The sequence below is a fragment of the Leclercia adecarboxylata genome (genome assembly GCF_035787115.1).
In the GTDB taxonomy this organism is placed as follows: Bacteria; Pseudomonadota; Gammaproteobacteria; order Enterobacterales; family Enterobacteriaceae; genus Enterobacter; species Enterobacter adecarboxylatus_E.
Genome location: NZ_JALKTL010000001.1, coordinates 952,891 through 975,256 on the forward strand (window position 1 = coordinate 952,891; position 22,366 = coordinate 975,256).

Below are 22,366 nucleotides of genomic sequence, written 5' to 3' on the forward strand. Positions count from 1 at the left end.
CCGGTGAATATTCAGGCTCTTCTCTCAGAAAAAGTCAGTCAGGCACTGATTGCTGCAGGTGCACCTGCAGACTGTGAACCGCAGGTTCGTCAGTCCGCGAAAGTACAGTTTGGCGACTATCAGGCCAATGGCGTGATGGCAGTGGCTAAAAAACTGGGCATGGCGCCGCGACAACTCGCAGAGCAGGTCCTGACGCACCTGGATCTCACGGGTATCGCCAGCAAAACCGAAATCGCCGGGCCGGGCTTTATCAATATTTTCCTCGACCCCGCCTTCCTGGCGCAGAACGTGGATGCAGCCCTGAAATCAGACCGTCTGGGCGTGGCGCAGCCGCAGGCTCAGACCATCGTTGTCGACTACTCCGCCCCGAACGTGGCGAAAGAGATGCACGTCGGCCACCTGCGCTCCACCATCATCGGTGATGCTTCCGTGCGTACCCTCGAGTTCCTCGGCCACAACGTGATCCGCGCGAACCACGTCGGCGACTGGGGCACCCAGTTTGGCATGCTGATCGCCTGGCTGGAAAAGCAGCAGCAGGAGAACGCCGGTGAGATGGCGCTGGCTGATCTCGAAGGATTCTACCGCGACGCCAAAAAGCACTACGACGAAGACGAAGCCTTTGCCGAGCGCGCGCGTAGCTACGTGGTAAAACTGCAGGGCGGCGACGCGTACTTCCTTGAGATGTGGCGCAAGCTGGTAGACATCACCATGTCCCAGAACCAGATCACCTATGACCGTCTGAACGTGACCCTGACCCGCAATGACGTGATGGGTGAAAGCCTGTATAACCCGATGCTGGCCGGTATTGTGGCCGATCTGAAGGCCAAAGGCCTGGCGGTCGAAAGCGAAGGTGCAACGGTGGTATTCCTTGATGAGTACAAAAACAAGGAAGGCGAACCTATGGGCGTCATCATCCAGAAAAAGGATGGCGGCTTCCTGTACACCACCACCGATATCGCCTGCGCGAAATACCGCTACGAAACGCTGCATGCGGATCGCGTTCTCTATTACATCGACTCCCGTCAGCACCAGCACCTGATGCAGGCGTGGACCATCGTCCGTAAAGCGGGCTATGTGCCGGATTCCGTCCCGCTGGAACACCACATGTTCGGCATGATGCTGGGTAAAGACGGCAAACCGTTCAAAACCCGCGCCGGCGGCACCGTGAAGCTGGCGGATCTGCTGGATGAGGCGCTGGAGCGTGCCCGTCGACTGGTGGCCGAGAAAAACCCGGACATGCCTGCTGACGAGCTGGAAAAACTGGCCAATGCCGTGGGTATCGGTGCGGTGAAATACGCGGATCTCTCGAAGAATCGTACCACCGACTACGTTTTTGACTGGGATAACATGCTGGCGTTTGAAGGTAACACCGCGCCGTACATGCAGTATGCCTACACCCGCGTGCTGTCAGTGTTCCGTAAGGCCAACATTGATGAAAGCGTGCTGGCCCAGACGCAGGTGACCATCACCGAAGATCGTGAGGCGCAGCTGGCGGCGCGTCTGCTGCAGTTCGAAGAGACGCTGTCCGTGGTGGCCCGAGACGGTACACCGCACGTGATGTGTGCCTACCTGTACGATCTGGCGGGCCTGTTCTCCGGCTTCTACGAGCACTGCCCTATCCTCTCCGCCGAGAGCGAAGCGGTTCGCAACAGCCGCCTGAAGCTGGCGCAGCTGACGGCGAAGACCCTGAAGCTGGGTCTGGATACCCTGGGTATCGAAACCGTAGAACGTATGTAAAAACAAACCCGGCAAAAGCCGGGTTTTTTATTATCAGAAGTATTTACGCAGATACTCCGTCAGACACAAAATCGCCATCGCCTGGCCATAGGGCATGGAGGTGAGCGGGATCTGGCGATAAAATTCCAGATCGCTGCCCATGCCGGTCCCGAACGAGGTTTGCAGCAGCTCACCTTCCGGCGAGATATTTTTTACAATCCCGCGAATGGCTTTTTCTGCCACCTCTGCATATTCCGGCCCCACGTAGCGCTTGCGCAACGCTTTCAGGATCCCGTAGCTGAAGCCTGCCGTGGCCGAGGCTTCAAGATAGGAGTTCGGATCGTCGAGCAACGTATGCCACAGGCCGCTCTCGTCCTGGCACTTCGCCAGCGCAGCGATCTGCGCGTTCAGCACCTGCACCAGATAACGCCGCACGGCGTTATTTTCCGGTAGATCCACCAGCTCGAGGAAATCCGGAATGACAATCGTCAGCCAGCTGTTACCGCGCGCCCAGCGGGCATTGGCAAAGTTGTGTTGTCCGTCGTAACTCCAGCCGTGGAACCACAGGCCGGTCTCGCGATCCATCAGGTTCTGCACATGCAGCAGGAACTGATACACCGCCTCTTCCACGTAGTCGGGCTTATTGAGCAGTTTGCCAATCTTCGCCAGCGGCAGGACGGTCATCATCAGGGTGTCATCCCACATCTGCTGATGGTTCTCTTCCGCCAGGGTGATATGCTGCATGCCGCCGTATTCAGTACGCGGCATCTCGTTCATCGCCCACTCGGCCCAGCTCTCCAGCCAGGGCAGCCATGCCGGGTTGCGCGTCTCTTCGTAGCGGTACGCGAGGGTCAAAAACGGTGACATGGTGTTGACGTTTTTGGTGGTGGCCCCTTCGGTAAAGCGGTCGGCAAACCAGCTGTCGATGATATCACGCATGCCTTCATCTCCGGTCTGGCAGTAATACTGCCAGATACCGTAGAGACCGACCCCGTGGGTCCACTCCCAGCCCGCCCAGCCCTTGGTGTCGATGACCCGCCCGTCGTCCAGCCGCAGTAAAAACTCGCCGGTTTTATCGTGAATGTTCACCAGGTTATGCGTCACTTTCTGGATCAGCGCTTTCAGTTCATCTCTGGCGATAAAGCGCTCTGGCTGACGCAGTAACGGGCTATGTTTGACAGGCCAAACCTTCATAATCTTAACCTCTGTTGTATGTCGAATTCAGTGGAGCACGTTCTTTCAGGGACGGTGCAGCAGGCTTGTTACGGTTCAGATAACCGATGTTGTTGTTACCCCACAGACAGTCGTAAGGCATACCGGCCAGCATCTCTACCGTGGCGCGGGCCTGGGATGTGGCGGTTTCCGGCATCGCCCGGCCAGACTCACGCATTTTGGCCGTCTCTTCACGCAGCGTACTGTGGGTCTGTAAATTCAGCTTAAAGCGCAGCGACACCAGGAAACCGCAGGCCAGCACCAGGATAGTCCCCACGCTCAGGATCATCAGAATGGTGTGACTTACCCCTTCTGGCTGGACCTTCTGTCCGCTCACAAAGCCGGACATCTGCATCACAATCCCCACCAGCATGATGGCACCCGCCTGAGACGCCTTACGGGTCAGGGTCATGATCCCGGCGAAGATCCCTTCGCGGCGCTGGCCGGTGATGACTTCATCGACGTCAGCAATGTAGGTGTAGGTGTTCCATGGGACATAGTTGATCCCCCCGCGGCCCAGACCCGCCAGCGCAGAGACCAGCAGCAGCAGCGCGTAGATATCGCTCATACCGGCATAGTAAAGACCGGCATAGGAGAGCGACGCCAGACCAAAGAGCACCACTACCATGCGGTACGACGGCGCCGGTCCAAAGCGGATGCACAGCGGGATCATGGCGATAACGGCGAGGAACTGGAAGATGGCCATGGTGCCCAGCAGGTTCGAGGCCATGGAGGCTTCCTGCATCAGCACGAATACCACGTAGTAGGTAAAGACGGCGTTAAACACGTCCTGGGCAATGTAGCCTCCGAGGTACATCCCCAGATGCTGACGGAAGATTTTGATCCGCAGGGTGGAGCTCAGCTCAATGAACAGACGGTTCAGGCTCTGGCCGAGGGTCAGTTTTTTCTTCTCTTCTTCGGCCCGCAGCGCGGCTTCGCTCCACTCTTCGCGCGGACGCTCCCAGGTAAAGAACCAGACGAAGGTCAGCATCAATGCGCACAGCACGGAGAACACCAGGCTGGCATAGAAGAAGGAGATGGCGTTGTCTTTACCGAAGTGGGTTAACAAAATCCCCGGCAGGAAAGAGGCCAGGATCGCCGACATCTGTGCCATGGAGATGCGCGCCCCGGAGAATTTGGTTTTCTGTTTGAAATCGTCGGTCATTTCCGGCACCAGGGTTTCGTAAGGCACCAGAATCATGGTGTAGACGATATCAAAGATCAGATAGGTCAGCAGGTAGTACCAGAAACCCATATCCCCGACCCACATCAGCGAGTAGCTGAAGACGCACGGGATGCCAAGCAGAATAAAGAACTTGCGGCGGCCAAAGCGTTTGCCAAGCCAGGTGGTACCGAAGTTATCGGTCAGGAAGCCCATCAGCGGACTGACGACGGCATCCAGTACCCTGGCGGCGGCAAAGATAAAGGTCGCTTCAATCGGTGTAAGACCACAGAAGGTGGTATAGAAATATAACAGCCAGGCAGCGGTCAGCGCTGTGGTTCCTGCCCCGAGAAAATCGCCCGAACCGTAAGCGAGATAGTTTGCGAGTCCAATTTTACGTGTTTTCATTACCGTCGACCCTGTAAGTTTTAGATGACTCCCGGTTGAGCCAAAGCTAACGGGAGTGACTACACGGGTACAGTAAGAGTATCGCTTACGGGATACCTTTCTGTTTCTGCCACCGCCAGGCGGCATCTGGCAAAAATGCAAAGAGAATTACTACGCGTGTCACTGTTTTATAAAACAGCGTTTCTTTTGCTTCAAAAGGAGGGGTCAGTTTTGCGAGCCAGTCAGCAGTATGGCCTGATAACTGGCGAAAAAGCGGTCAGATAACCTTTGGGGCCGCCACTTTTGTCGGCAAGCAGCATACCCAGATCAGATAAAGCAGCCCTATACAACCGGACAGGCTACTGATGGCACTCACGATCTGATCCGCAGGGGCGGTCCGGGAAAGCAAAACACGGTAAAGACCGTTGAGAAACAACGGCAGGATTAGCAGCTGTGTCAGGAGCCCCCCGCCAAACCACCACCCCGATCTTCCTGCATCGTGCATTCTGCGGATCCCAAGCGAGATCAGGGGCAACAACAGTATTAAGGGCGCAATAGCATTGAGGGGGAGCCAGACATACCAGGTCCACACCAGCATCATCCCACCCCGACTGGTTGAATCACTAACGGATACGACAAGGAGGAGATAACTCATTGCCGCGATGAATACAAAAATCATGATATTAATTACGATAAATGACCAAAACGCTTTTCGCGTCGCGCGGCCCGTATAGACAAACGTTTTTTTCCAGCCGTCAAAGTAGCAATCCTTAATACTTTCGTTCATATCTTCATCCTTTAAGCGTAATATCCCTGACGTTATCACCCTTCATTTAATGCGTTTTTTCGCGACCATCAATGAACCAACCTTCAGCGCTTCTGACATTAATAATAAAATTAGCGCTAACGCTACTCCCTCTGAATTTATATATTGCACAATCCAGGGCAAAAAGGAGAGTGACGGCACCACCAGCAGCAGGCGTAAAGGCGTCTGCGCGGCCACCAGGTAACAGACCTTCCCCCAGGCAACAAGCAGCAATGCCGCTGAAAAAACAATGGACAACGTTAATATCATTGAAAGAATAAATACGACAACCAGCCAGTCCTCCTCCCCATGTTCTGAATAGAGTGCGCTAAAGTTGTTAATATCAGCCAGGAATGGGATACGCCGCTGGATAATATTCTGCCCGATATAGATTGCCAGATATAAAATATCCATTGCGCCCCAAAACAGACAGACCCGGCGAAAGTGCATTTTCATACTATTGGCCTTTTACATTAACAGCGATCCATCGTTGACAGGTATCTGTCATATTTTCTCATCGCGTAGCGTACCTTCCCCGGATGATGACATCCAGCGATCTTCTTTAATGACCACTGCGGTAACAAACAAGGAACAGGCAGGAACAACAGAAAGGAAGAAGTACGCAATGCCGTTCAGTTCGGAGGAACTGAACGGCGCAAGCATTTAGCGGTAGTTAACTATTACTTCGTTACGCTGAACCTTCAGGGCGGGGATCAGGCGGCCGCCACCGGGCACTTCCCAGATAAAGCGCAGCGGCTCCACGGCGGGCACGTTATTGAACGCATGAGTGGTGCCGCTGGCGCCGTCCAGCTCGGTGCAACGTGTCTGCGAGCATAGCCGCACCCGCAGCCCGGCAGGGATCGGGCCATTCAGCTCGTAGCGCCAGGCCACCAGGGTCATCAGCCCTGATACCGGCTGCTGCGCCGACAGCGGGCGTGACGAGGCCGCCACGCCGCGATTGTTGAGGGTCAGGCCGATGCTGCTGTCCTGCCATGCCCCCTCCCCTGCGGCCTGGGCCATCAGCGGCAGGGCCAGTAACCAGAGTAATTTACGCATCACTGGCCTCCGATGCTGGCGGTCATGCGGATATGGCGATTGTCCGACAGCTCCATATTCGACAGCACGACCAGCTGCGTCAGGCTGCGGCGCAGGAAGCGCGAGAGCAACGGACGCAGGGCGTGATTGACCAGCAGCACCGGCGGTGCCCCCAGCATCTCCTGGCGCTGCAACGCCTCCTGGGTTTGCGCCAGCAGACGATCCGCCAGCCCCGGCTCCAGCCCACCGCCGCCCTGCAACGCCTGCAACAGCAGACGCTCAAGCGGCGTGTCGAGACCGATAACCTGCACCTCGCCGGTGCCCGGGAACCACTGCTGGGTGATGGCACGCCCTAATGCCACACGCACCACCGCCGTCAGCTCGTGCGGATCGTTTTGCAGCGGCGCATGTTCGGCCAGGGTCTCCAGAATGGTACGCATATCGCGGATCGGCACTTTCTCGTCGAGCAGGTTCTGCAGCACTTTGTGCAGCGTGGTCAGGGTCAGGACGCCCGGCACCAGATCTTCGGTCAGCTTCGGCATCTCCTGGGTCACGCGATCGAGCAGCTGCTGCGCCTCCTGACGACCAAACAGCTCCGCCGAGAACTGGCCAATCAGGTGGTTAAGGTGGGTTGCCACCACGGTACTGGCTTCCACCACGGTATAGCCCTGGATTTGCGCCTGCTCTTTCAGGGCACTTTCGATCCAGATCGCCGCCAGGCCAAAGGCCGGGTCGATGGTTTGTTCACCCGGCAGCGTCCCCGCCGCGGTGCCCGGGTTAATCGCCAGCCAGCGCCCCGGATAGGCGTCACCGCTGCCGATCTCCACCCCTTTCATCAGAATGCGATAGCGCGCAGGCGGCAGATCCATGTTGTCGCGGATATGGACCACCGGCGGCAGGAAGCCCATGTCCTGGCCGAATTTTTTACGGATACTGCGGATGCGCCCCAGCAGTTCGCCATCCTGCTGGAAATCGACCATCGGGATCAGGCGGTAGCCCACTTCCATACCCAGCGAATCTTCCAGCTGGACGTCATTCCAGGTGGCTTCCACCGCCTGGGTGTTTTCCGGCATTTTCACCGGCGCAGGCTCGGCTTTCGGTTTGGCTTCGCGGCCACGTAGCCACCAGGCCAGCCCCAGCAGCCCGGCGGTGAACAGCAGGAAGACAAAGTTCGGCATCCCCGGCACCAGACCCAGCAGGCCGAGAACCGCCGCCGACAGCATCAGCACGTTCGGGTTGTTGAAGAGCTGCCCTACCATCTGTTCGCCGACGTCCTGATCGGTGGCGACGCGGGTCACGATCACGCCGGCCGCGGTGGAGATCACCAGCGCCGGGATCTGGGCGACCAGGCCGTCACCGATGGTCAGCAGCGTGTAACTTTCTGCCGCCTGCCCCATGGCCATTCCGTGTTGCAGAACCCCTACCAGCAGGCCGCCTACCACGTTGATCACCATGATCAGAATACCGGCGATGGCATCGCCACGAACGAACTTACTCGCACCGTCCATTGAGCCGTAGAAATCGGCTTCCTGGGTCACTTCGGAACGGCGTTTTTTCGCTTCATCTTCGCCAATCAGACCGGCGTTCAGATCGGCGTCAATCGCCATCTGTTTACCCGGCATCCCGTCCAGTACGAAACGCGCGCCAACCTCTGCGATACGCCCCGCACCTTTGGTGATAACCATAAAGTTGATGATCACGAGGATGATAAACACCACGATCCCGATGGCGAAGTTACCGCCCACCAGGAAGTGGCCAAAGGCCTCAACCACCTTACCTGCCGCCGCGCCGCCGGTATGCCCCTCCATCAGTATGATACGTGTGGAGGCGACGTTCAGCGCCAGGCGCAGCAGCGTGGTGAACAGCAGGATCGTCGGGAATGCGGCAAACTCCAGGGTACGCTGGGTGAACATCGCCACCAGCAGCACCATAATAGAAAGCGCAATGTTGAAGGTGAAAAGCAGATCGAGGATGAATGCCGGCAGCGGCAATACCATCATCGACAGAATTAGCAGGATGAGGATCGGCCCGGCAAGGATCTGCCATTGAGTCGATTTCAGGTTGCCGGGGAGGCGCAACATTGCCACCAGATTAGCCATCAGAGTCCTTCTCGTTCATAAAATCCAGCGCGGCAGGCACCGGGAGATTCTCAGGTTTAACAGGTCGTTGTCCGCCAGACAGACGCCAGCGCTTTAACTGCCATACCCACGCCAGCACTTCCGCTACTGCGGCATACAGCTGGCCCGGGATCTGTTGTCCAATTTCCGCATGCCGGTAGAGCGCACGCGCCAGCGGCGGGGCTTCCAGCATCGGGATACGATTTTCATTACCTATTTCGCGGATCCGCAGCGCAATCAGCCCTGCCCCTTTCGCCACCACTTTTGGCGCGCTCATTTTGTCTTCGTCATACTGGAGCGCTACGGAGTAGTGGGTCGGGTTGGTGACGATTACATCTGCCCTTGGCACATCTTCCATCATCCGCCGACGGGCGGCGGCGCGCTGCATCTGGCGAATACGCCCTTTAACGTGCGGGTCGCCTTCCATCTGCTTATATTCATCACGAATGTCCTGCTGGGACATGCGCAGTTTTTTAATGTGGCTGTAAATCTGGAAGAAAACGTCAAACCCCACCATCGGGATGATGGAGAGCACCACCAGCAGCGAACAGAGTCCCACCAGATTGAGCGCATTGCGCATGGCGGTAAACGGCGATTCGCTGATCAGGCGCATCATTTCCGGCCAGTTGTGCCAGATAAAAAATCCGGCCACGCTCCCCATCAGCGTCGCTTTCATCAGGGCTTTCAACAGCTCGGCGCCGGTCTGCGCGGAGAACATTCTCGCGATACCGGGCAGGGGATTCAGTTTAGAGAATTTAAACTGCAGCGATTTACCGCTGAATACCAGTCCGCCGAGCATAACCGGCGATACCAGCGCCACCAGCACCACGCCGGTAATTAACGGCAGCAGCGCCACCATCGCGCTTTTGATCAGCAGGATAATCTGGCTGAGGATCAGGTTAGGGTCGTTCACCATGCTGTGATCGAAGCGCAACCCTGCCGAGAGCATGCCGGCCAGCCGGCGGGCAAGGGACTCCCCGCCTATCCAGATAATGCACACGCCAACCAGTAAAATCAGCAGCGAGGTGAGTTCTCGGGATCGGGGTATTTGCCCGTCCTCACGCGCTTTTTCAAGTCGGTGGGGTGTGGGGGCTTCTGTTTTGTCGTCGCTGTCTTCTGCCACGGCAACTATCTCGCAGGTAGAGGTCTGGACGATATGATGCCAAAGCGGGCACTGAACAATGGGTTAATTAGCGGCGATAAAAGGGCTGATTTAGGCTATTCGGTTGCGTCCGCGGTTATCGGGGCGTGCTGCGGGTAAATGAAGGGACTAAAAAACGCCACCCTCGCAGGTGGCGTTTCCGCCGGGCAATTCCGGCATGACGGTTATCAGAAACCTAAGCTGTCCAGCAGGTCGTCTACCTGGTCCTGGCTTGCCACGACACCGGCTTTGCTGGTGTCGAGCTGTGGGCCATTCAACAGGCTTTCGTTTTCCCGTTGCGGACGCGCGGAAGGTTCCGGCATGTTCTCCAGCAGCACCATCAACAGCTGGCGCTCAATCTCCTGGATCACGTCCATCATGCGCTTGATCACCTGACCGGTCAGGTCCTGGAAATCCTGCGCCATCATGATGTCCAGCAGCTGGGCGTTCGTGAAGCTGGTATGGTCCGGCACCGCTTTCAGGTAATGACGGGTATCGGTAACCAGTTCGCGGGCGTCGGACAGTTCGATTGGATTTTCGAACCAGTCGTCCCAGCGTTTGGTCAGCGCTTTTGCGCCTTTTTCCATCTCGTCCTGATGCGGCTGCGACGCTTCAACACTGTTCAGCGCACGCTCTGCCGCCTGGGCAGTCATCTGTACAACATAATCAAGACGGTCGCGGGCATCAGGAATCGCTTCCGCTGCCTCAGCAATCGCCTGATCCAGTCCCAGCTCACGCAGGCTGTCGCGCAACATACGCGTCAGGCTGCCGATTCGGGCAATTATGTCGCCGGGTGAATGCTCATCCGTGGGTTTAATCGAAGGCTGCATCATCTCCCGTACCTCACATACCGAGTTTCTCGAAGATCTTACCGAGTTTTTCTTCCAAAGTTGCAGCGGTGAACGGCTTCACCACATACCCGCTTGCGCCAGCCTGAGCTGCGGCAATGATGTTCTCTTTCTTCGCTTCAGCCGTTACCATCAGCACAGGCATAGAGGCCATAGCGGCATTCGCGCGAATGGTTTTGAGCAGTTCCAGCCCGTCCATGTTCGGCATGTTCCAGTCAGAAATGACAAAACCAAAGCCGCCGGCATTCAGTTTGTTCAGTGCATCAACACCGTCTTCTGCTTCTTCAACATTGTTAAAACCCAGCTCTTTCAGCAGGTTGCGCACGATGCGACGCATGGTGGAAAAGTCATCCACAACCAAAAACTTGAGCTCTTTGTCCGCCATAAAACTACACTCCTCGTTAAATACGTATTGCCTGTCCGGCACTGATTTTTGCCAGCATCTGCTGACTAACCTGACTAAGATCGACCACTTCGCTGACGCCACCCATATTGATGGCCTCGCGCGGCATGCCGAACACCACACAACTTGCTTCATTCTGCGCGATGGTCCAGGCGCCAGCCTGGTGCATCGCCAGCATTCCGGCGGCACCGTCGTTGCCCATCCCCGTCAGGATCACCCCAACGGCGTTGCGCCCCGCGTGTTTCGCCACCGAATGAAACAGTACATCCACCGACGGACGGTGCCGGTTAACCGGCGGCCCGTCATGAATTTTGATTTGATAGTTTGCGCCGCTGCGCGTCAGCTCCATGTGCTTGTCGCCCGGGGCGATATAGGCATGACCCGGCAGAACGCGCTCGCCATCTTCCGCCTCTTTCACGCTGATCTGACACAGCTTGTTCAGACGCTCCGCGAACGAGCGGGTAAAGCCTGGCGGCATATGCTGAGTAATCAGAATACCTGGGCTTGAGAGCGGCAATGGCTGGAGTACATGACGAATTGCCTCTGTTCCCCCGGTAGACGCGCCGATAACCAGCAGCTTTTCCGAGCTCAGCAACGGGCCGGCTTTCAGGGTGGTCGGCGTCGCCAGCGGCTTGTGCTGCGCAACCCGCGCTCTGGCCGCGGTACGAATTTTTTCCGCGATCGTTTCGCTGTACGCCAGCATTCCCTCACGAATGCCGAGCTGCGGTTTGGTGACGAAATCCACCGCCCCCAGCTCCAGCGCCCGCAGCGTGATTTCGGACCCTTTGCCGGTCAGCGACGAGACCATCACCACCGGCATTGGACGCAGACGCATTAACTTCTCCAGAAAATCGATGCCGTCCATGCGCGGCATTTCGACATCAAGCGTCAGCACATCGGGGTTATATTTTTTGATTAAATCCCGGGCTACCAACGGATCGGGGGCCGTCGCCACCATCTCCATATCGCTGTGGCTGTTGATAATCTCGGTCATGATCTGGCGCATTAGCGCTGAATCATCAACTGACAAGACCCTGATTTTACTCATGCTTTATCCTTACTCAGCGCATATACCGTCTGGCCACGCAGGCTAAACTCGCGCACAAGATTGCTGAAGTTCTCCGAGTGCCCGGCAAACAGTAAACCGTCAGGTTTGAGCAACGGAACAAAGCGGCGCAGGATCTCCTGCTGCGTCGTTTTGTCAAAATAAATCATCACGTTACGACAGAAAATGGCGTCAAAAGGCCCCGCCACGTTGTACTGCTTCTCCAGCAGGTTGAGCATGGAGAACTCCACCGCGTTGGCCAGCTCACTGCGCACCCGTACCAGCCCTTCGTGCGGACCGGTACCGCGCATGAAGTAGCGCTGAAGCTGCTGGGGCGACAGCGTTTTAAGCTCCTCCTGGCGATAGATCCCGCTCTGCGCTTTTTGCAGCACTTCGGTATCAATATCGCTGGCGATCACCTTCCAGCGGCCCGGCGCGGTGCCCAGCGTATCGGCCAGGGTGATGGCGAGCGAGTAAGGCTCTTCCCCGGTCGAGGCCGCCGCGCTCCAGACCCGATACTCACCGCTGCGGCGGCGCGCATGCTCCGCCAGCACCGGGAAGTGATGCGCTTCCCGGAAAAAGGCGGTCAGGTTGGTGGTCAGCGAGTTGATAAACGCCTGCCACTCGGCGCTGTTTGGGTTGGCTTCCAGCATGCCCAGGTAGCGGCCAAAATCATCCAGTCCAAGCGTACGCAGGCGACGCACAAGACGGTTGTAGACCATGTCCCGCTTGTGATCGGCAAGCACGATCCCGGCGCGCTGGTAGATCAACTGACATATCCGACGAAAATGCGCATCGGACAGCGCAAGGCGCTGGGTCATTTGTAACAATAATGACGATTGCCCTGAGGGCAGTGGTGATGTCATAGCGCCTTCTTAATCACTTTCAGGATCCGACTGGAACGGTCTGCGACCGCCCGACTTCTGTTACTGCTTCAACACGTTCATTCACATTAAAAACAGCCACCAGCGAGGTAAGATGATCCGCCTGGCCGGCTAACTGGTCGGTGGCCGCCGCGGCCTCTTCTACCAGCGCGGCGTTCTGCTGGGTCACCTGATCCATCTGGCTTACTGCCTGCGCCACCTGCTCAATGCCGCGACGCTGTTCGTCGGATGCCGAGGCGATTTCGCCCATGATGTCGTTCACCCGGGTGACCGAACTGACGATCTCGGTCATGGTTTGCGCCGCGGTATCCACCAGCTCGGAACCCTGCTGGACGCGCGACACCGACTCTTCAATCAGCACTTTGATCTCTTTCGCCGCGTTGGCGCTGCGGCTCGCCAGATTACGTACTTCTCCGGCGACCACCGCAAAGCCACGTCCCTGCTCGCCCGCGCGCGCGGCTTCGACCGCGGCGTTCAGCGCCAGGATATTGGTCTGAAACGCGATGCCATCGATAACGCTGATAATGTCACCAATTTTTTGCGAACTGGTGGCGATCTCATTCATGGTGTTTGCCACGCGTGAAGCCTGATCGCCCCCCTTCTTCGCCGTTTGCGCCGCGCTCTTCGCCAGACCAGAGGCCTGACGGGCGTTGTCGGCGTTCTGCCCGACGGTAGCGGTTAACTGCTCCATGCTGGCCGCCGTTTGCGCCAGCGATGCCGCCTGCTGCTCGGTGCGCGAAGAGAGATCGTTATTGCCTTCGGCAATTTCGGCGATCCCGGTGTGCATGGCGTAGCTGCCCTGGCGCACCTCGGATACCGTCTCACGCAGCGAGCCCTGCATCGCCTTCAGGCTGGCGAAAATAGCCGAAATTTCATTTTTGCCGTACACCGCCACCGGTCGCGCCAGATCGCCTTTCGCAATGCTGTCGAAATGGCTGCTGATGATCGCCAGCGGCTGGACAATCATCTTCCGGGACCAGTACAGCGCGGCGCTGGTAAGCAACGCTGCCAACACGATCATGGTGGCGAAAATCACGCCGGACATGTGATAGCTGTTGCGGCTGTCATTCCCCGCCGTCTGCACAAAGCGGTTGATCTCCTGCTGCCAGGCGTCGGTGCTGGCGTCAAACGCCGCCTGCGACTCCTGCACCGGCGCGGTCAGGAAATCTGACAGCTGGTTGTTCTCAAGCCACGTGGCCTGATGCTCCAGATCGCTATACCACTGGCTGAACGCGCCCTGCATCGCTTTCTTCAGCTCCGCGTCTTTCGTGCCGATCGCCGCCTGGCCGCTAAAAGTTTTGAACAGGCCATCCGCCTGCTTCAGGCTGCTGCGCGCGGTCACCATCAGCGCCTTAATGTCATCGGGCGGATAGCTCAGGGCGGTTAAGGTACCCGCTTTATTCAGCGCTGTGCTGGCCTGCAACAATACTGCCCGGCTCTGGGTAAGCAGCTCACGCTGCTGATTACTGCCCTGCATCTCCTGCAAATTCTGATAACCATCGCGAAAAGCCCAGAACGACAAGCCATTACTGCCAACCTGCAACACCCCACACAGAATCAAAATCAAAAACAGGGTGGTCGAGATACGAATACGATTTAACATCCACGCTCCCATTTAGCGGCCAGCAGCCGCGATTTATCGATCGATCAAAATGTTTCCCAGTTCTCATCTTTTCCGGTTGCCACCGCGCGTACGTATGCCGGGGCGTTAACCGGCGTCGCCGGTTGCTGGCTGACGCGCGAAGAAACCGTGTTTGTAGGTACAGCGTTAAGACGAAACGTCGAGACGGCCATCTTCAGACGGCTCGCCTGCTCTTCCAGCTGTGCCGCAGCGGCTGCGGACTCCTGAACCAGCGCGGCGTTTTGTTGTGTAACACGATCCATTTCCGATACCGCCAGGGCCACCTGGTCAATACCGCGACTTTGCTCATCGGAGGCCGAGGCGATTTCACCCATAATGTCCGTGACGCGGGTTACGGCGTTGACGATGTCATTCATGGTTTCACCCGCGCTTTCCACCAGCACCGAGCCGGTGTCGACGCGCGCGACTGAGTCTTCAATCAGGGCTTTGATCTCTTTCGCCGCATTGGCGCTGCGGCTGGCGAGGTTGCGCACCTCACCGGCCACCACGGCAAAGCCACGCCCCTGTTCACCGGCACGCGCCGCCTCTACCGCCGCATTCAGCGCCAGGATGTTGGTCTGGAAGGCGATACCGTCGATGACGCTAATGATATCGGCGATTTTCTTCGAGCTGCCGGCAATGTCGTGCATGGTTTTCACCACGCCGTCCACCACTTTGCCGCCGCGCTGCGCGGTTTCAGAGGCGCTGTTCGCCAGCTGCGACGCCTGGCGGGCGTTATCCGCGTTCTGCTTCACGGTGGCGGTTAACTGCTCCATGCTGGCGGCGGTCTCTTCCAGCGCCGACGCCTGCTGCTCGGTCCGGGACGAGAGGTCGTTATTGCCCATCGCGATTTCGCTGGTGCCGGTGTAGATGGCATCTGAGCCCTGACGCACGTTGGCAACCGTCTCGCTGAGGGATCGCTGCATGTGGTCAACGCTGATGGCCAGCTGGGTGATTTCGCTGCGCCCGGCGATGGTCAGGGTAGGCGTCAAATCACCGCTGGCAATGTGACGAATATGGTCGATCACGCGGTTTAACGGGTTAAGCAGGGTATGACGAATGCCGTACCAGACGCCTACCAGGACGATGACCAACGCCAGAGCAAGGATCCCCATCTGCCATTTGGCGAAGGTGTAATCCTTCACGCTGGCGTTGAACGCCTCCTGGTTACGCGCGTCAGAGGCGGCAACATATTCACGCAGGGCAGTGCCCAGCGCGTTCTGTTTTGACTGTGTCGCCTGAGCGAAGTAGGCGTCCATATTGCCGTTTTCAAGGAACTGGATCAGCTCAGCCAGCGCCGCAGCATAGTCCTGATACTTATCATTAATGTTCAGGCTCACCTGCTCCATCGAATGCTGTGGCGCGATGGCGCGATAAGCCCTGAAGTGTTTGTCAGCGTCAGCAAGCGTAGTGCGGGCGCTGTTCATCAGTTCAGTTTGCGGTTTAGAGGGATCCGTCACCATGCGTGCGGAAGCGCGGCTCAGGTTGATGCGCGTTTGCAGCAGATAATCCCAGGTGGAAGTGATTTCACTTTGCTGAACCCTGAACGCGTTGGAGACCGCAAAACTGTCCTGGTTGGCTTTAATAGACGAGAAAAACAGACTGCCGGAAACGAGCTGCAGCAAAGCGAAGACAGCCAGCACCAACATCAGCATTGTGACGACGCGTATACGGTTCAACATACAACACCTTCTCATTGTTTTGTTCTCGGTGTTATCGGCACAACTGACAGGAACTTTACATTTGCGAAAGGGAAAAGCGAGGTTCAGAACGCGACATCTACCACGAGGGTATCGCTGTAGTTGCCGGCAGGCGGTGTGGTCTGGTTGGGGAGGACGCGGGCGGTGTAGTTATAGGTGCGCAGCAGGCCGTCGGTACTCACCTGAGAAGAGGATCCGCTCGACCAGCGCTCGGTGCCGCTTACGCCCCAGCGGTTGGCGGTGGCGCCCTTGTAGATCTCATAGCTCATGCGGTTATTGCCGCTGGCCATATGCCGGACGTTGTTCAGGGCGTTAACGCCGTTATTGATGCCGATGGTATAGGTGCTGCCTCTGGTGCAGGTGACGGCGATGGACTGGGAGACGGTGGGGAAATTTTGTACCAGCGGCGCGCTGTTAAAGTTGATGTTCGGGGTGGTTATGGCACTGCAGTCGTTGGTGACGTTCATATTGAGGGTGATGCTGGTCACCGCCGTACCGGTCTGGGGTGTCAGGCACAGGCCCACGGCCCCCACCTGGCAGACGTTGTAGTTGATGCTGAAGTTGAGCGTCACCTGATAAGGCCCGGCGCTGACGTTCTGCCCGGGAACGGTGCGGAAATAGAGCGGAATATTATATCGCCTGGATCCGAGCAGCCCCAGCAGCGTGTTGCCACTCCAGGTGTAGGCGCGGCCGATCTGCACTTCGCTGGTGCCGGTGCAGCCCGAGGCGCCGCACAGGCGGGTGGGGATGACATCGGTGATGGTGGCATTATCGGTGCGCTTCATGGTGGCGCGGCTTGCGGCGGTGACGGTGGCTCCGGTGTAGTTGAGGGTGATGGAGTCGTTGGTCAACAGATTAAGCACCGCATCGCAGTTCACCACCAGGGTGCCGGTGGTCTGCACCTCGTTGCTGCCGCTCAGGGCGAAGGAGGTCACGCTGCCAAAACTGGCGTTGACGGTACTGACGGTACAGGCCCCCCAGCCAGTACCGGAGACCAACAGCAGCAGAAACAGCAGCAGGCACCTCATGGTTCCAGCCTGCAGGTCAGCGGGCCGTAAGTTTGCAGCTTATGGTCCGGGTTAGGGGCAAGGGTCAGGGTCACATGGCAATACTTGCCATCGGGGGTACGCACCTCCAGCGGATTAACGTCGTTCAGATCTTCCAGCCAGACGATGCCGTCATAGCCCACGATGGTGTTGACGCGGGAGGCGCGTCGCACCTGGCTGCCGAGGGGAATATCCTGGCCTTCGCCATCGTGCAGGATCACGCTGGCCACCCGCTCCTCCTCCATCGGAAAGTCCACCAGATAACCGCTGTTGCGGCGCAGCGCCACCCGCCGCTCGGTCTCTTTTAGCCGGGTATCGGCGGGCAGGTTCAGGGTGTTAATGCTGTAGCTCGCCGGGTAATAGGCGGACACGCCGCTCACCAGCAGGTAGCCGTTTTTGTTGGTTTTACCCACCGGCTGGTTTTCGTAGCTTACCGGCACGTCGGGCTTGCCGTCGGTACTGATGACCACGAAAGCGTCGTTGATCTTATTGGCGGCAAAGAGTTCACCGTCCATCAGCACCAGCGAACCCAACGCCTCGCCCCACCAGGTCATCATGTCGTGCTCGCCGTAGGTGCCACCCTGCACTTCTATATTGTTGTTACGCCAGCCCAGCGAGGCCTGCTGGTAGCTGCGGGAGCGGGACTGGTTCGCCAGGGCCATGTTCCAGCTAAAGCCGCCGTCGGTAGGCATAGCGTGGTTGTAGTTGATACGCTGGGTGCTGCCCGCGTCCGGAGTGTTTTCCAGGGTGACGGCGGCGCTGTCGCGTTCGCCGAGAGGGATTTGCAGCGACATGGCTACCGTCCAGTCGCCCCGCTGCTGGTCCCGGCTGGCAGCAAGATAGATACTGCTGCTGCCCCACAGGTTGCGGCTCCAGGAGAGGTTAAGCAGCTCGGTTTTCTCGCTGTCGAAGCTCTGCACCCCAATCCAGGCGGCGCCGATATTGCCGTAATCGCCAAGATTAAGGCTCAGGGAGTACTGGTCCGTATTACGGCTAAGGCTGGCGATGGGCTGGTTGAATTCATCGTATACCGTTGGCTGGTCGTAGAGGGCCAGGTTACCAAAGCCGCGATCCCGGCGGCTGTGCTGGGTAGCAATGCTGAATTCGCTGGTGCTGTACTGGTAGCCCCAGTTAACCTGCCCGCCCCCTTCACCGCGCATCCGGCTGCGGGTGTACGCGGTATTTACCACGCCGAAACGGCCCATTTTTACCACCGTGCCCGCGCCGCCCAGCGCCAGCGCTTCGGCCGCCTCCCCATGCCCTTCGAGGGTCAGCCAGTCGGTCAGCCCGTAGCGGTAAGATCCACTCCCCGCCGCCGGGCCGTAATCAAAGCTTTCAATGCCGTAATTGCGGCGCAGGCTGCCGAGGGTCACCGCCCCGTCGCTCAGCCCCCTCTTCAGCAGCTCGCTGGTGACGTAAAAAGGTAGTGTAGTGCTCACCTGGCGCCCGAGGGCGTCTGTGGTGACCAGTACCGCGTCCCCCGCGCCGTTGATATAAGGTAGATTGGTGAGGGTGAATGGCCCCGGCTGCAGACGGGTGGAGCCGGCGCGATAGCCGTTGACGAACAGATCTACCGAGGTGGGCACCGCCGCCTCGCCGGAGAATTCCGGCAGCGGCCAGGTGACCAGATCCGGGCGGAGCGAAAAGTCACGGCCATAGCTGATCCCCCCCATGCGCACGCTGCTGCTCCAGCTGACGGCATCGCTGATGACATCGCCGGCGGTCCAGGTGGTGGCATTATCTTCATTGGTGACCAGCAGCGTGGTGTCGTAGCGCACATACCCCTCCTGCATACCGCCGCCGGAGAGGTTTTTGCGTACAAAGCCGGTGGAGGATAAAGAACCCCGCTCGTTAAAGTAGCGGAACTCATGCCAGAGCGAGGCCTGACCGCCCGCGCGATCGGTCTTGCTGGTATAGAAGTCGTAATTGAGCAATGCCCCTCTGCCGTAGTGGGGTGTGCTCCGGGTCGGCTCGCCGCCGAAGGGGGTGACCCGGGTGGAGATCCACTCCCGTGGCACGCTCAACAGCAGGCGCTGCCCGGCGCTGTCATACTCGCTGCGCACGCCGGCGAGGGTAGTCAGATTGACCTCCCCCGGCGGGACATTTTCCGGCGGCAGGCCAGCGCGCAGCAGGTCGGCGCTGGAGACCAGATAATCGCCGCTGCGCCGGGTAACAGGCACCACCAGACCGGTATCATAGTGGTTGACGATCAGCGCCAGCTGAAATACCGCTTCGTCGTTCAGAGACTGGGGCGCAGGCGGCGGCGGTAAGGCATCATCGCCGGTATTGGCCCAGCCTGCCGTGGAGACGCAAAGCAGGATCATCATCGTAGGTTTCAGTTGACGGGGGCCGACTGCCATTGCGTATTCCGGGCATTAATTTGCGCACTCATCTGGTCCGGCTGGCGGATGCCTGAGGGGAGTGGCCAGCTGCGTTCGCTGCCCGGCAAAACATACCCCAACAGACCGTCCGCCATGGTCCGTTTCTGCCCGCCCTGGTTCAGAGAGACCTGGCTGAGCCGAACGTGCACATCGCCCCGGTTACGTACCTGCAGCGCGGGCTGGCCGTTTTCGCGGATAACCCGCCAGCTCAGATCGCGCGGCTCGGCAAAGGCATGGTGCGCCCCCTCTTTGATGGTTTCGATCCCCTGCCCGTAAACGAACAGCGGAATGGAGTAGCGCATCTGAAGCTTGAGGCCGATCTGCGGCGTGGTGTTGTCCTGAGGCTGTGGGATTTCGTCGACGATAATACGGTAGGCCTGTTCAACCCCCATCGGCACCTCGCCCTGTTTAATCAGGCGAATAAGCTGCTTGCTGCCTTTGGTAATAGTGACAATCGGCGGGCTGGCTACCACGTCCTGCTGGGCGGTGTAGCGCTCAAGGCCCCCCTCCTGGCGCCAGCGCACAATGCGCACCTGCATAGTCGTGGCAGTGTTGCCCTGGTTTTGCACCCACAGCTCGGTCGCGTTGGTGTCGGCCGACAGCCAGGGATCGATGGGCCATAGCAGAATGGATGCCGCGCCCTGGGCGGCGTGCGCCGTTATCCCCAGCGCCACCAGTAGCGCCAGCGGGCCGGTTGCGAATGCCTTCATGGTCGTTCTCCCTGTATCACCAGGACAAGGTCACGGTGAGTTGATCTGAATAGTTTCCGGCCGGGCTGAAGCCCGTCAGAAGCGCCACGCCAAAAAGTGGCAGGGCAATGTTATTGCTATTGGTGTAGGTTACGGGTATCGCCTGGTTAACGCCGATTTCGCTGTTTGCCCCCAGCGAACTGCTGCTGTAGAGCCGGTAGGCAACCCGCTGGGTGCCGCCAGCACGCTGCATGTTGCGCACCGAGGCGTAATACTGTCCGCCGTCGATGCTCATGCTCAGCGCCACCCCCGGTGTACAGGCGATACTCAGCGAACCATTAGGTACAAAGCTGGTGCTGACCTGACCGCTCTGCACCCCGCTATAGCTGCCAAAATTGAGCGACCCCAGGACCCCGCCAGTGCCCGAGCTCACCGAGCAGCCGGGGGTAATAGTGGCGTTCACCTGAAACGACTGGCTGGTCACCGCCCGGGCGCCGGTCGTCGACAGCATCAGGGCGACCAGGCAGAAAACGGCGTGTAGCCTCCCCTCACTCCGCCACAGGAGTGATACGGTCTCGCGATTCATCAATAGCGGGGTTAGTAAGTGACGCTGACGTTTATAGTGTCGGTATAGGTGCCCGGTACCACGGTGACGCTGTTGCCGCCGCCGGTAATACGGCCATAGAGCGTGTAGCTATCAACCCCGCCTGCAGTAGAGGCCACCGGAATCGGCGCGTTATTGGCGATCACGTTGTTAAAGCTGCTGTCGCTGAACAGGCTGTATGCCACCCCCTGAGCGGTATTAGCGGTGTTCACCAGATAGCGCGCCGGCGTGCCGGGCGTCCCCACAACCGTCCCCGGCGCGGTGGAATTGGTATTGCCGGTAATAGCGACCGTGTAGCTGTCGGTGGTGCACTGGATGGTAAAGGTATTGCCACCGTTAGCCCCGGTGAGCTGGGTGGTCAGCGTGGAGAAGGTTGCCGGATGGGTACCGAAATCCAGCGTACCGAAGTTAATGCCGTTCTGGTTTGGCGATCCGTTGATCAGGCAGCCGTTGGTCAAGGTCAGGGTTGCGCCAATAGTCCCGCTACTGGTTACCGCCTGTGCCGGAACTGCCGCCAGCGTCAGGGCCGATCCGGCTAATAACACCAAAAGTTTTCTGTTCATTTTCCACCCTCCAGAAAATGTCACCCGTCGTTATCCTGCCTTTTGATAACGCTCAATTTGTTAGCACCCATTAGTCTTGTTAATAGGTGGTTAAAATTAATTTAGATTAAGGCATCGCGAACAACCACTTTAGCCAGACGGCTAAGGCTAATGGCGTATTGACATAAATTTACCTTCAAAAACAATTAGATATATTTTTAAACCATCTGAATGACGACGATACGCGGCGTAAAAAATAAAAATAATGTGACATACATCACAATATATCTTCTTGTTTTCATTGGGAAATTTAATAGCAGTTAAGTAATAGTTAAGCCAGAGAAATCATTACCTGAATTTTGGTTATGTATATATTCACAATGTGAATAATAAATTCGCTGTGTCGGCAACAATTAAGCGAGGGTGTGGTGCATAGCGGAGTATGAAATATAAAAAGGGGCCATCATGGCCCCCTGAGGTGTAATCCAGGCCGCCGCAGCGGCGATGGTCTTAAGCTACGTGGCTCGCCGCCACATCCAGCAGCGCCATCTCATCGCTGTTCAGCAGCTTCTCGATATTCACCAGAATCAGCATTCGATCCCCGAGCGCACCCAGACCGGTCAGGTATTCAGTGGACAGGGTAACGGCAAACTCCGGTGCCGGGCGGATCTGCTCGGCCGCCAGGGAGAGCACATCGGAAACCCCATCAACGACGATCCCCACCACGCGCTGACCCAGGTTAAGCACGATCACCACCGTGTTGTCATCATACTCAACGTCGCCCTGGCTGAACTTCACGCGGAGGTCGACAATGGGCACAATAACGCCACGCAGGTTGGTAACGCCTTTAATGAAATCTGGCGTATTGGCGATGCGGGTCACCTGATCATAGCCGCGGATCTCCTGCACCTTCAGAATATCGATACCGTATTCTTCGTCACCTAAGGTGAAAACCAGGAATTCCTGCCCTGATGGCTCGCCGGCCAGCTTGGTTACATTACTCATACCGGTCATTTTTTTACCTTCTT

At 57.9% G+C, this 22,366-nt stretch carries 20 protein-coding genes; 1 reads left to right on the plus strand and 19 read right to left on the minus strand.

What is annotated here, in order from left to right; translation table 11 throughout:
- Positions 1–3 precede the first annotated feature (3 nt).
- Entirely contained in the window at positions 4–1,737 is a 1,734-nt protein-coding gene (gene argS / locus MXM41_RS04570) for an arginine--tRNA ligase (RefSeq protein ID WP_325930150.1), read from the plus strand.
- A gap of 33 nt (positions 1,738–1,770) precedes the next feature.
- Here argS and MXM41_RS04575 read toward each other — a convergent pair whose 3' ends face one another.
- From MXM41_RS04575 to cheW, 19 genes are all read right to left on the minus strand, one after another.
- Positions 1,771–2,910, minus strand: a complete 1,140-nt coding sequence (locus MXM41_RS04575; protein ID WP_325930151.1) for a glycoside hydrolase family 105 protein — start codon at positions 2,908–2,910, stop codon at positions 1,771–1,773.
- Between the two features lie 4 nt (positions 2,911–2,914).
- Positions 2,915–4,498, minus strand: a complete 1,584-nt coding sequence (locus tag MXM41_RS04580) for an MFS transporter (protein WP_325930152.1) — start codon at positions 4,496–4,498, stop codon at positions 2,915–2,917.
- A gap of 256 nt (positions 4,499–4,754) precedes the next feature.
- Positions 4,755–5,264 carry a DUF805 domain-containing protein gene (locus MXM41_RS04585; protein ID WP_325930153.1) on the minus strand — a complete coding sequence of 170 codons (510 nt, stop codon included), beginning with the start codon at positions 5,262–5,264 and terminating at the stop codon, positions 4,755–4,757.
- A 42-nt stretch (positions 5,265–5,306) separates the two neighbouring features.
- On the minus strand, positions 5,307–5,738 hold the full coding sequence (locus tag MXM41_RS04590; protein ID WP_325930154.1) for an arginine:ornithine antiporter: 432 nt from the start codon (positions 5,736–5,738) through the stop codon (positions 5,307–5,309).
- A 207-nt stretch (positions 5,739–5,945) separates the two neighbouring features.
- Positions 5,946–6,338, minus strand: a complete 393-nt coding sequence (gene flhE, locus MXM41_RS04595) for a flagellar protein FlhE (protein WP_325930156.1) — start codon at positions 6,336–6,338, stop codon at positions 5,946–5,948.
- Complete coding sequence (gene flhA, locus MXM41_RS04600) at positions 6,338–8,416, minus strand: flagellar biosynthesis protein FlhA (protein WP_325930158.1); 2,079 nt, start codon at positions 8,414–8,416, stop codon at positions 6,338–6,340. Before flhA ends, flhE begins: the two co-directional genes overlap by 1 nt.
- Complete coding sequence (gene flhB / locus MXM41_RS04605; protein ID WP_325930160.1) at positions 8,409–9,557, minus strand: flagellar biosynthesis protein FlhB; 1,149 nt, start codon at positions 9,555–9,557, stop codon at positions 8,409–8,411. The genes flhA and flhB overlap by 8 nt, the downstream gene beginning before the upstream one ends.
- A gap of 206 nt (positions 9,558–9,763) precedes the next feature.
- On the minus strand, positions 9,764–10,408 hold the full coding sequence (gene cheZ, locus MXM41_RS04610; protein ID WP_325930162.1) for a protein phosphatase CheZ: 645 nt from the start codon (positions 10,406–10,408) through the stop codon (positions 9,764–9,766).
- A 10-nt stretch (positions 10,409–10,418) separates the two neighbouring features.
- Positions 10,419–10,808: a chemotaxis response regulator CheY gene (gene cheY / locus MXM41_RS04615; protein WP_032611971.1), complete on the minus strand. Its 390-nt coding sequence runs from the start codon at positions 10,806–10,808 to the stop codon at positions 10,419–10,421.
- A 16-nt stretch (positions 10,809–10,824) separates the two neighbouring features.
- The gene (locus tag MXM41_RS04620; protein WP_325930167.1) at positions 10,825–11,874 is read right to left on the minus strand and encodes a chemotaxis response regulator protein-glutamate methylesterase; all 1,050 of its coding nucleotides are present in this window, start codon (positions 11,872–11,874) and stop codon (positions 10,825–10,827) included.
- Positions 11,871–12,737, minus strand: coding sequence for a protein-glutamate O-methyltransferase CheR (gene cheR / locus MXM41_RS04625; RefSeq protein ID WP_325930169.1), 867 nt, complete (start codon positions 12,735–12,737; stop codon positions 11,871–11,873). Before cheR ends, MXM41_RS04620 begins: the two co-directional genes overlap by 4 nt.
- A gap of 19 nt (positions 12,738–12,756) precedes the next feature.
- Positions 12,757–14,358 carry a methyl-accepting chemotaxis protein IV gene (gene tap / locus MXM41_RS04630; protein WP_325930170.1) on the minus strand — a complete coding sequence of 534 codons (1,602 nt, stop codon included), beginning with the start codon at positions 14,356–14,358 and terminating at the stop codon, positions 12,757–12,759.
- Positions 14,359–14,402: 44 nt separating this feature from the next.
- Positions 14,403–16,058: a methyl-accepting chemotaxis protein II gene (gene tar, locus MXM41_RS04635; RefSeq protein ID WP_325930172.1), complete on the minus strand. Its 1,656-nt coding sequence runs from the start codon at positions 16,056–16,058 to the stop codon at positions 14,403–14,405.
- An 83-nt stretch (positions 16,059–16,141) separates the two neighbouring features.
- A complete protein-coding gene (locus tag MXM41_RS04640) occupies positions 16,142–17,104 on the minus strand; it encodes a spore coat U domain-containing protein (RefSeq protein WP_325930174.1) in 963 nt (320 codons plus the stop codon).
- Positions 17,101–19,482, minus strand: coding sequence for a fimbria/pilus outer membrane usher protein (locus MXM41_RS04645; protein WP_325930176.1), 2,382 nt, complete (start codon positions 19,480–19,482; stop codon positions 17,101–17,103). The genes MXM41_RS04640 and MXM41_RS04645 overlap by 4 nt, the downstream gene beginning before the upstream one ends.
- Entirely contained in the window at positions 19,458–20,213 is a 756-nt protein-coding gene (locus MXM41_RS04650; protein ID WP_325930178.1) for a molecular chaperone, read from the minus strand. The genes MXM41_RS04645 and MXM41_RS04650 overlap by 25 nt, the downstream gene beginning before the upstream one ends.
- A gap of 16 nt (positions 20,214–20,229) precedes the next feature.
- Positions 20,230–20,703, minus strand: coding sequence for a spore coat U domain-containing protein (locus tag MXM41_RS04655; protein WP_325930180.1), 474 nt, complete (start codon positions 20,701–20,703; stop codon positions 20,230–20,232).
- 86 nt (positions 20,704–20,789) lie between these two features.
- Positions 20,790–21,359 (minus strand): spore coat U domain-containing protein, encoded by a 570-nt coding sequence (locus MXM41_RS04660; protein WP_325930182.1) that lies wholly within the window; start codon positions 21,357–21,359, stop codon positions 20,790–20,792.
- A 489-nt stretch (positions 21,360–21,848) separates the two neighbouring features.
- The gene (gene cheW / locus MXM41_RS04665; protein ID WP_325930184.1) at positions 21,849–22,352 is read right to left on the minus strand and encodes a chemotaxis protein CheW; all 504 of its coding nucleotides are present in this window, start codon (positions 22,350–22,352) and stop codon (positions 21,849–21,851) included.
- Positions 22,353–22,366: the final 14 nt, after the last annotated feature.

What these genes read in the sequence shown, in the direction of transcription:
- MXM41_RS04650 (WP_325930178.1), bottom strand. Translation starts at nt 20,213, where the DNA reads ATGAAGGCATTCGCAACCGGCCCGCTGGCGCTACTGGTGGCGCTGGGG.
- MXM41_RS04575 (WP_325930151.1), bottom strand. Translation starts at nt 2,910, where the DNA reads ATGAAGGTTTGGCCTGTCAAACATAGCCCGTTACTGCGTCAGCCAGAG.
- MXM41_RS04660 (WP_325930182.1), bottom strand. Translation starts at nt 21,359, where the DNA reads ATGAACAGAAAACTTTTGGTGTTATTAGCCGGATCGGCCCTGACGCTG.
- tap (WP_325930170.1), bottom strand. Translation starts at nt 14,358, where the DNA reads ATGTTAAATCGTATTCGTATCTCGACCACCCTGTTTTTGATTTTGATT.
- cheY (WP_032611971.1), bottom strand. Translation starts at nt 10,808, where the DNA reads ATGGCGGACAAAGAGCTCAAGTTTTTGGTTGTGGATGACTTTTCCACC.
- MXM41_RS04645 (WP_325930176.1), bottom strand. Translation starts at nt 19,482, where the DNA reads ATGGCAGTCGGCCCCCGTCAACTGAAACCTACGATGATGATCCTGCTT.
- flhE (WP_325930156.1), bottom strand. Translation starts at nt 6,338, where the DNA reads ATGCGTAAATTACTCTGGTTACTGGCCCTGCCGCTGATGGCCCAGGCC.
- MXM41_RS04640 (WP_325930174.1), bottom strand. Translation starts at nt 17,104, where the DNA reads ATGAGGTGCCTGCTGCTGTTTCTGCTGCTGTTGGTCTCCGGTACTGGC.
- MXM41_RS04655 (WP_325930180.1), bottom strand. Translation starts at nt 20,703, where the DNA reads ATGCTGTCGACGACCGGCGCCCGGGCGGTGACCAGCCAGTCGTTTCAG.
- flhA (WP_325930158.1), bottom strand. Translation starts at nt 8,416, where the DNA reads ATGGCTAATCTGGTGGCAATGTTGCGCCTCCCCGGCAACCTGAAATCG.
- cheW (WP_325930184.1), bottom strand. Translation starts at nt 22,352, where the DNA reads ATGACCGGTATGAGTAATGTAACCAAGCTGGCCGGCGAGCCATCAGGG.
- cheR (WP_325930169.1), bottom strand. Translation starts at nt 12,737, where the DNA reads ATGACATCACCACTGCCCTCAGGGCAATCGTCATTATTGTTACAAATG.
- cheZ (WP_325930162.1), bottom strand. Translation starts at nt 10,408, where the DNA reads ATGATGCAGCCTTCGATTAAACCCACGGATGAGCATTCACCCGGCGAC.
- MXM41_RS04580 (WP_325930152.1), bottom strand. Translation starts at nt 4,498, where the DNA reads ATGAAAACACGTAAAATTGGACTCGCAAACTATCTCGCTTACGGTTCG.
- MXM41_RS04620 (WP_325930167.1), bottom strand. Translation starts at nt 11,874, where the DNA reads ATGAGTAAAATCAGGGTCTTGTCAGTTGATGATTCAGCGCTAATGCGC.
- MXM41_RS04590 (WP_325930154.1), bottom strand. Translation starts at nt 5,738, where the DNA reads ATGAAAATGCACTTTCGCCGGGTCTGTCTGTTTTGGGGCGCAATGGAT.
- MXM41_RS04585 (WP_325930153.1), bottom strand. Translation starts at nt 5,264, where the DNA reads ATGAACGAAAGTATTAAGGATTGCTACTTTGACGGCTGGAAAAAAACG.
- tar (WP_325930172.1), bottom strand. Translation starts at nt 16,058, where the DNA reads ATGTTGAACCGTATACGCGTCGTCACAATGCTGATGTTGGTGCTGGCT.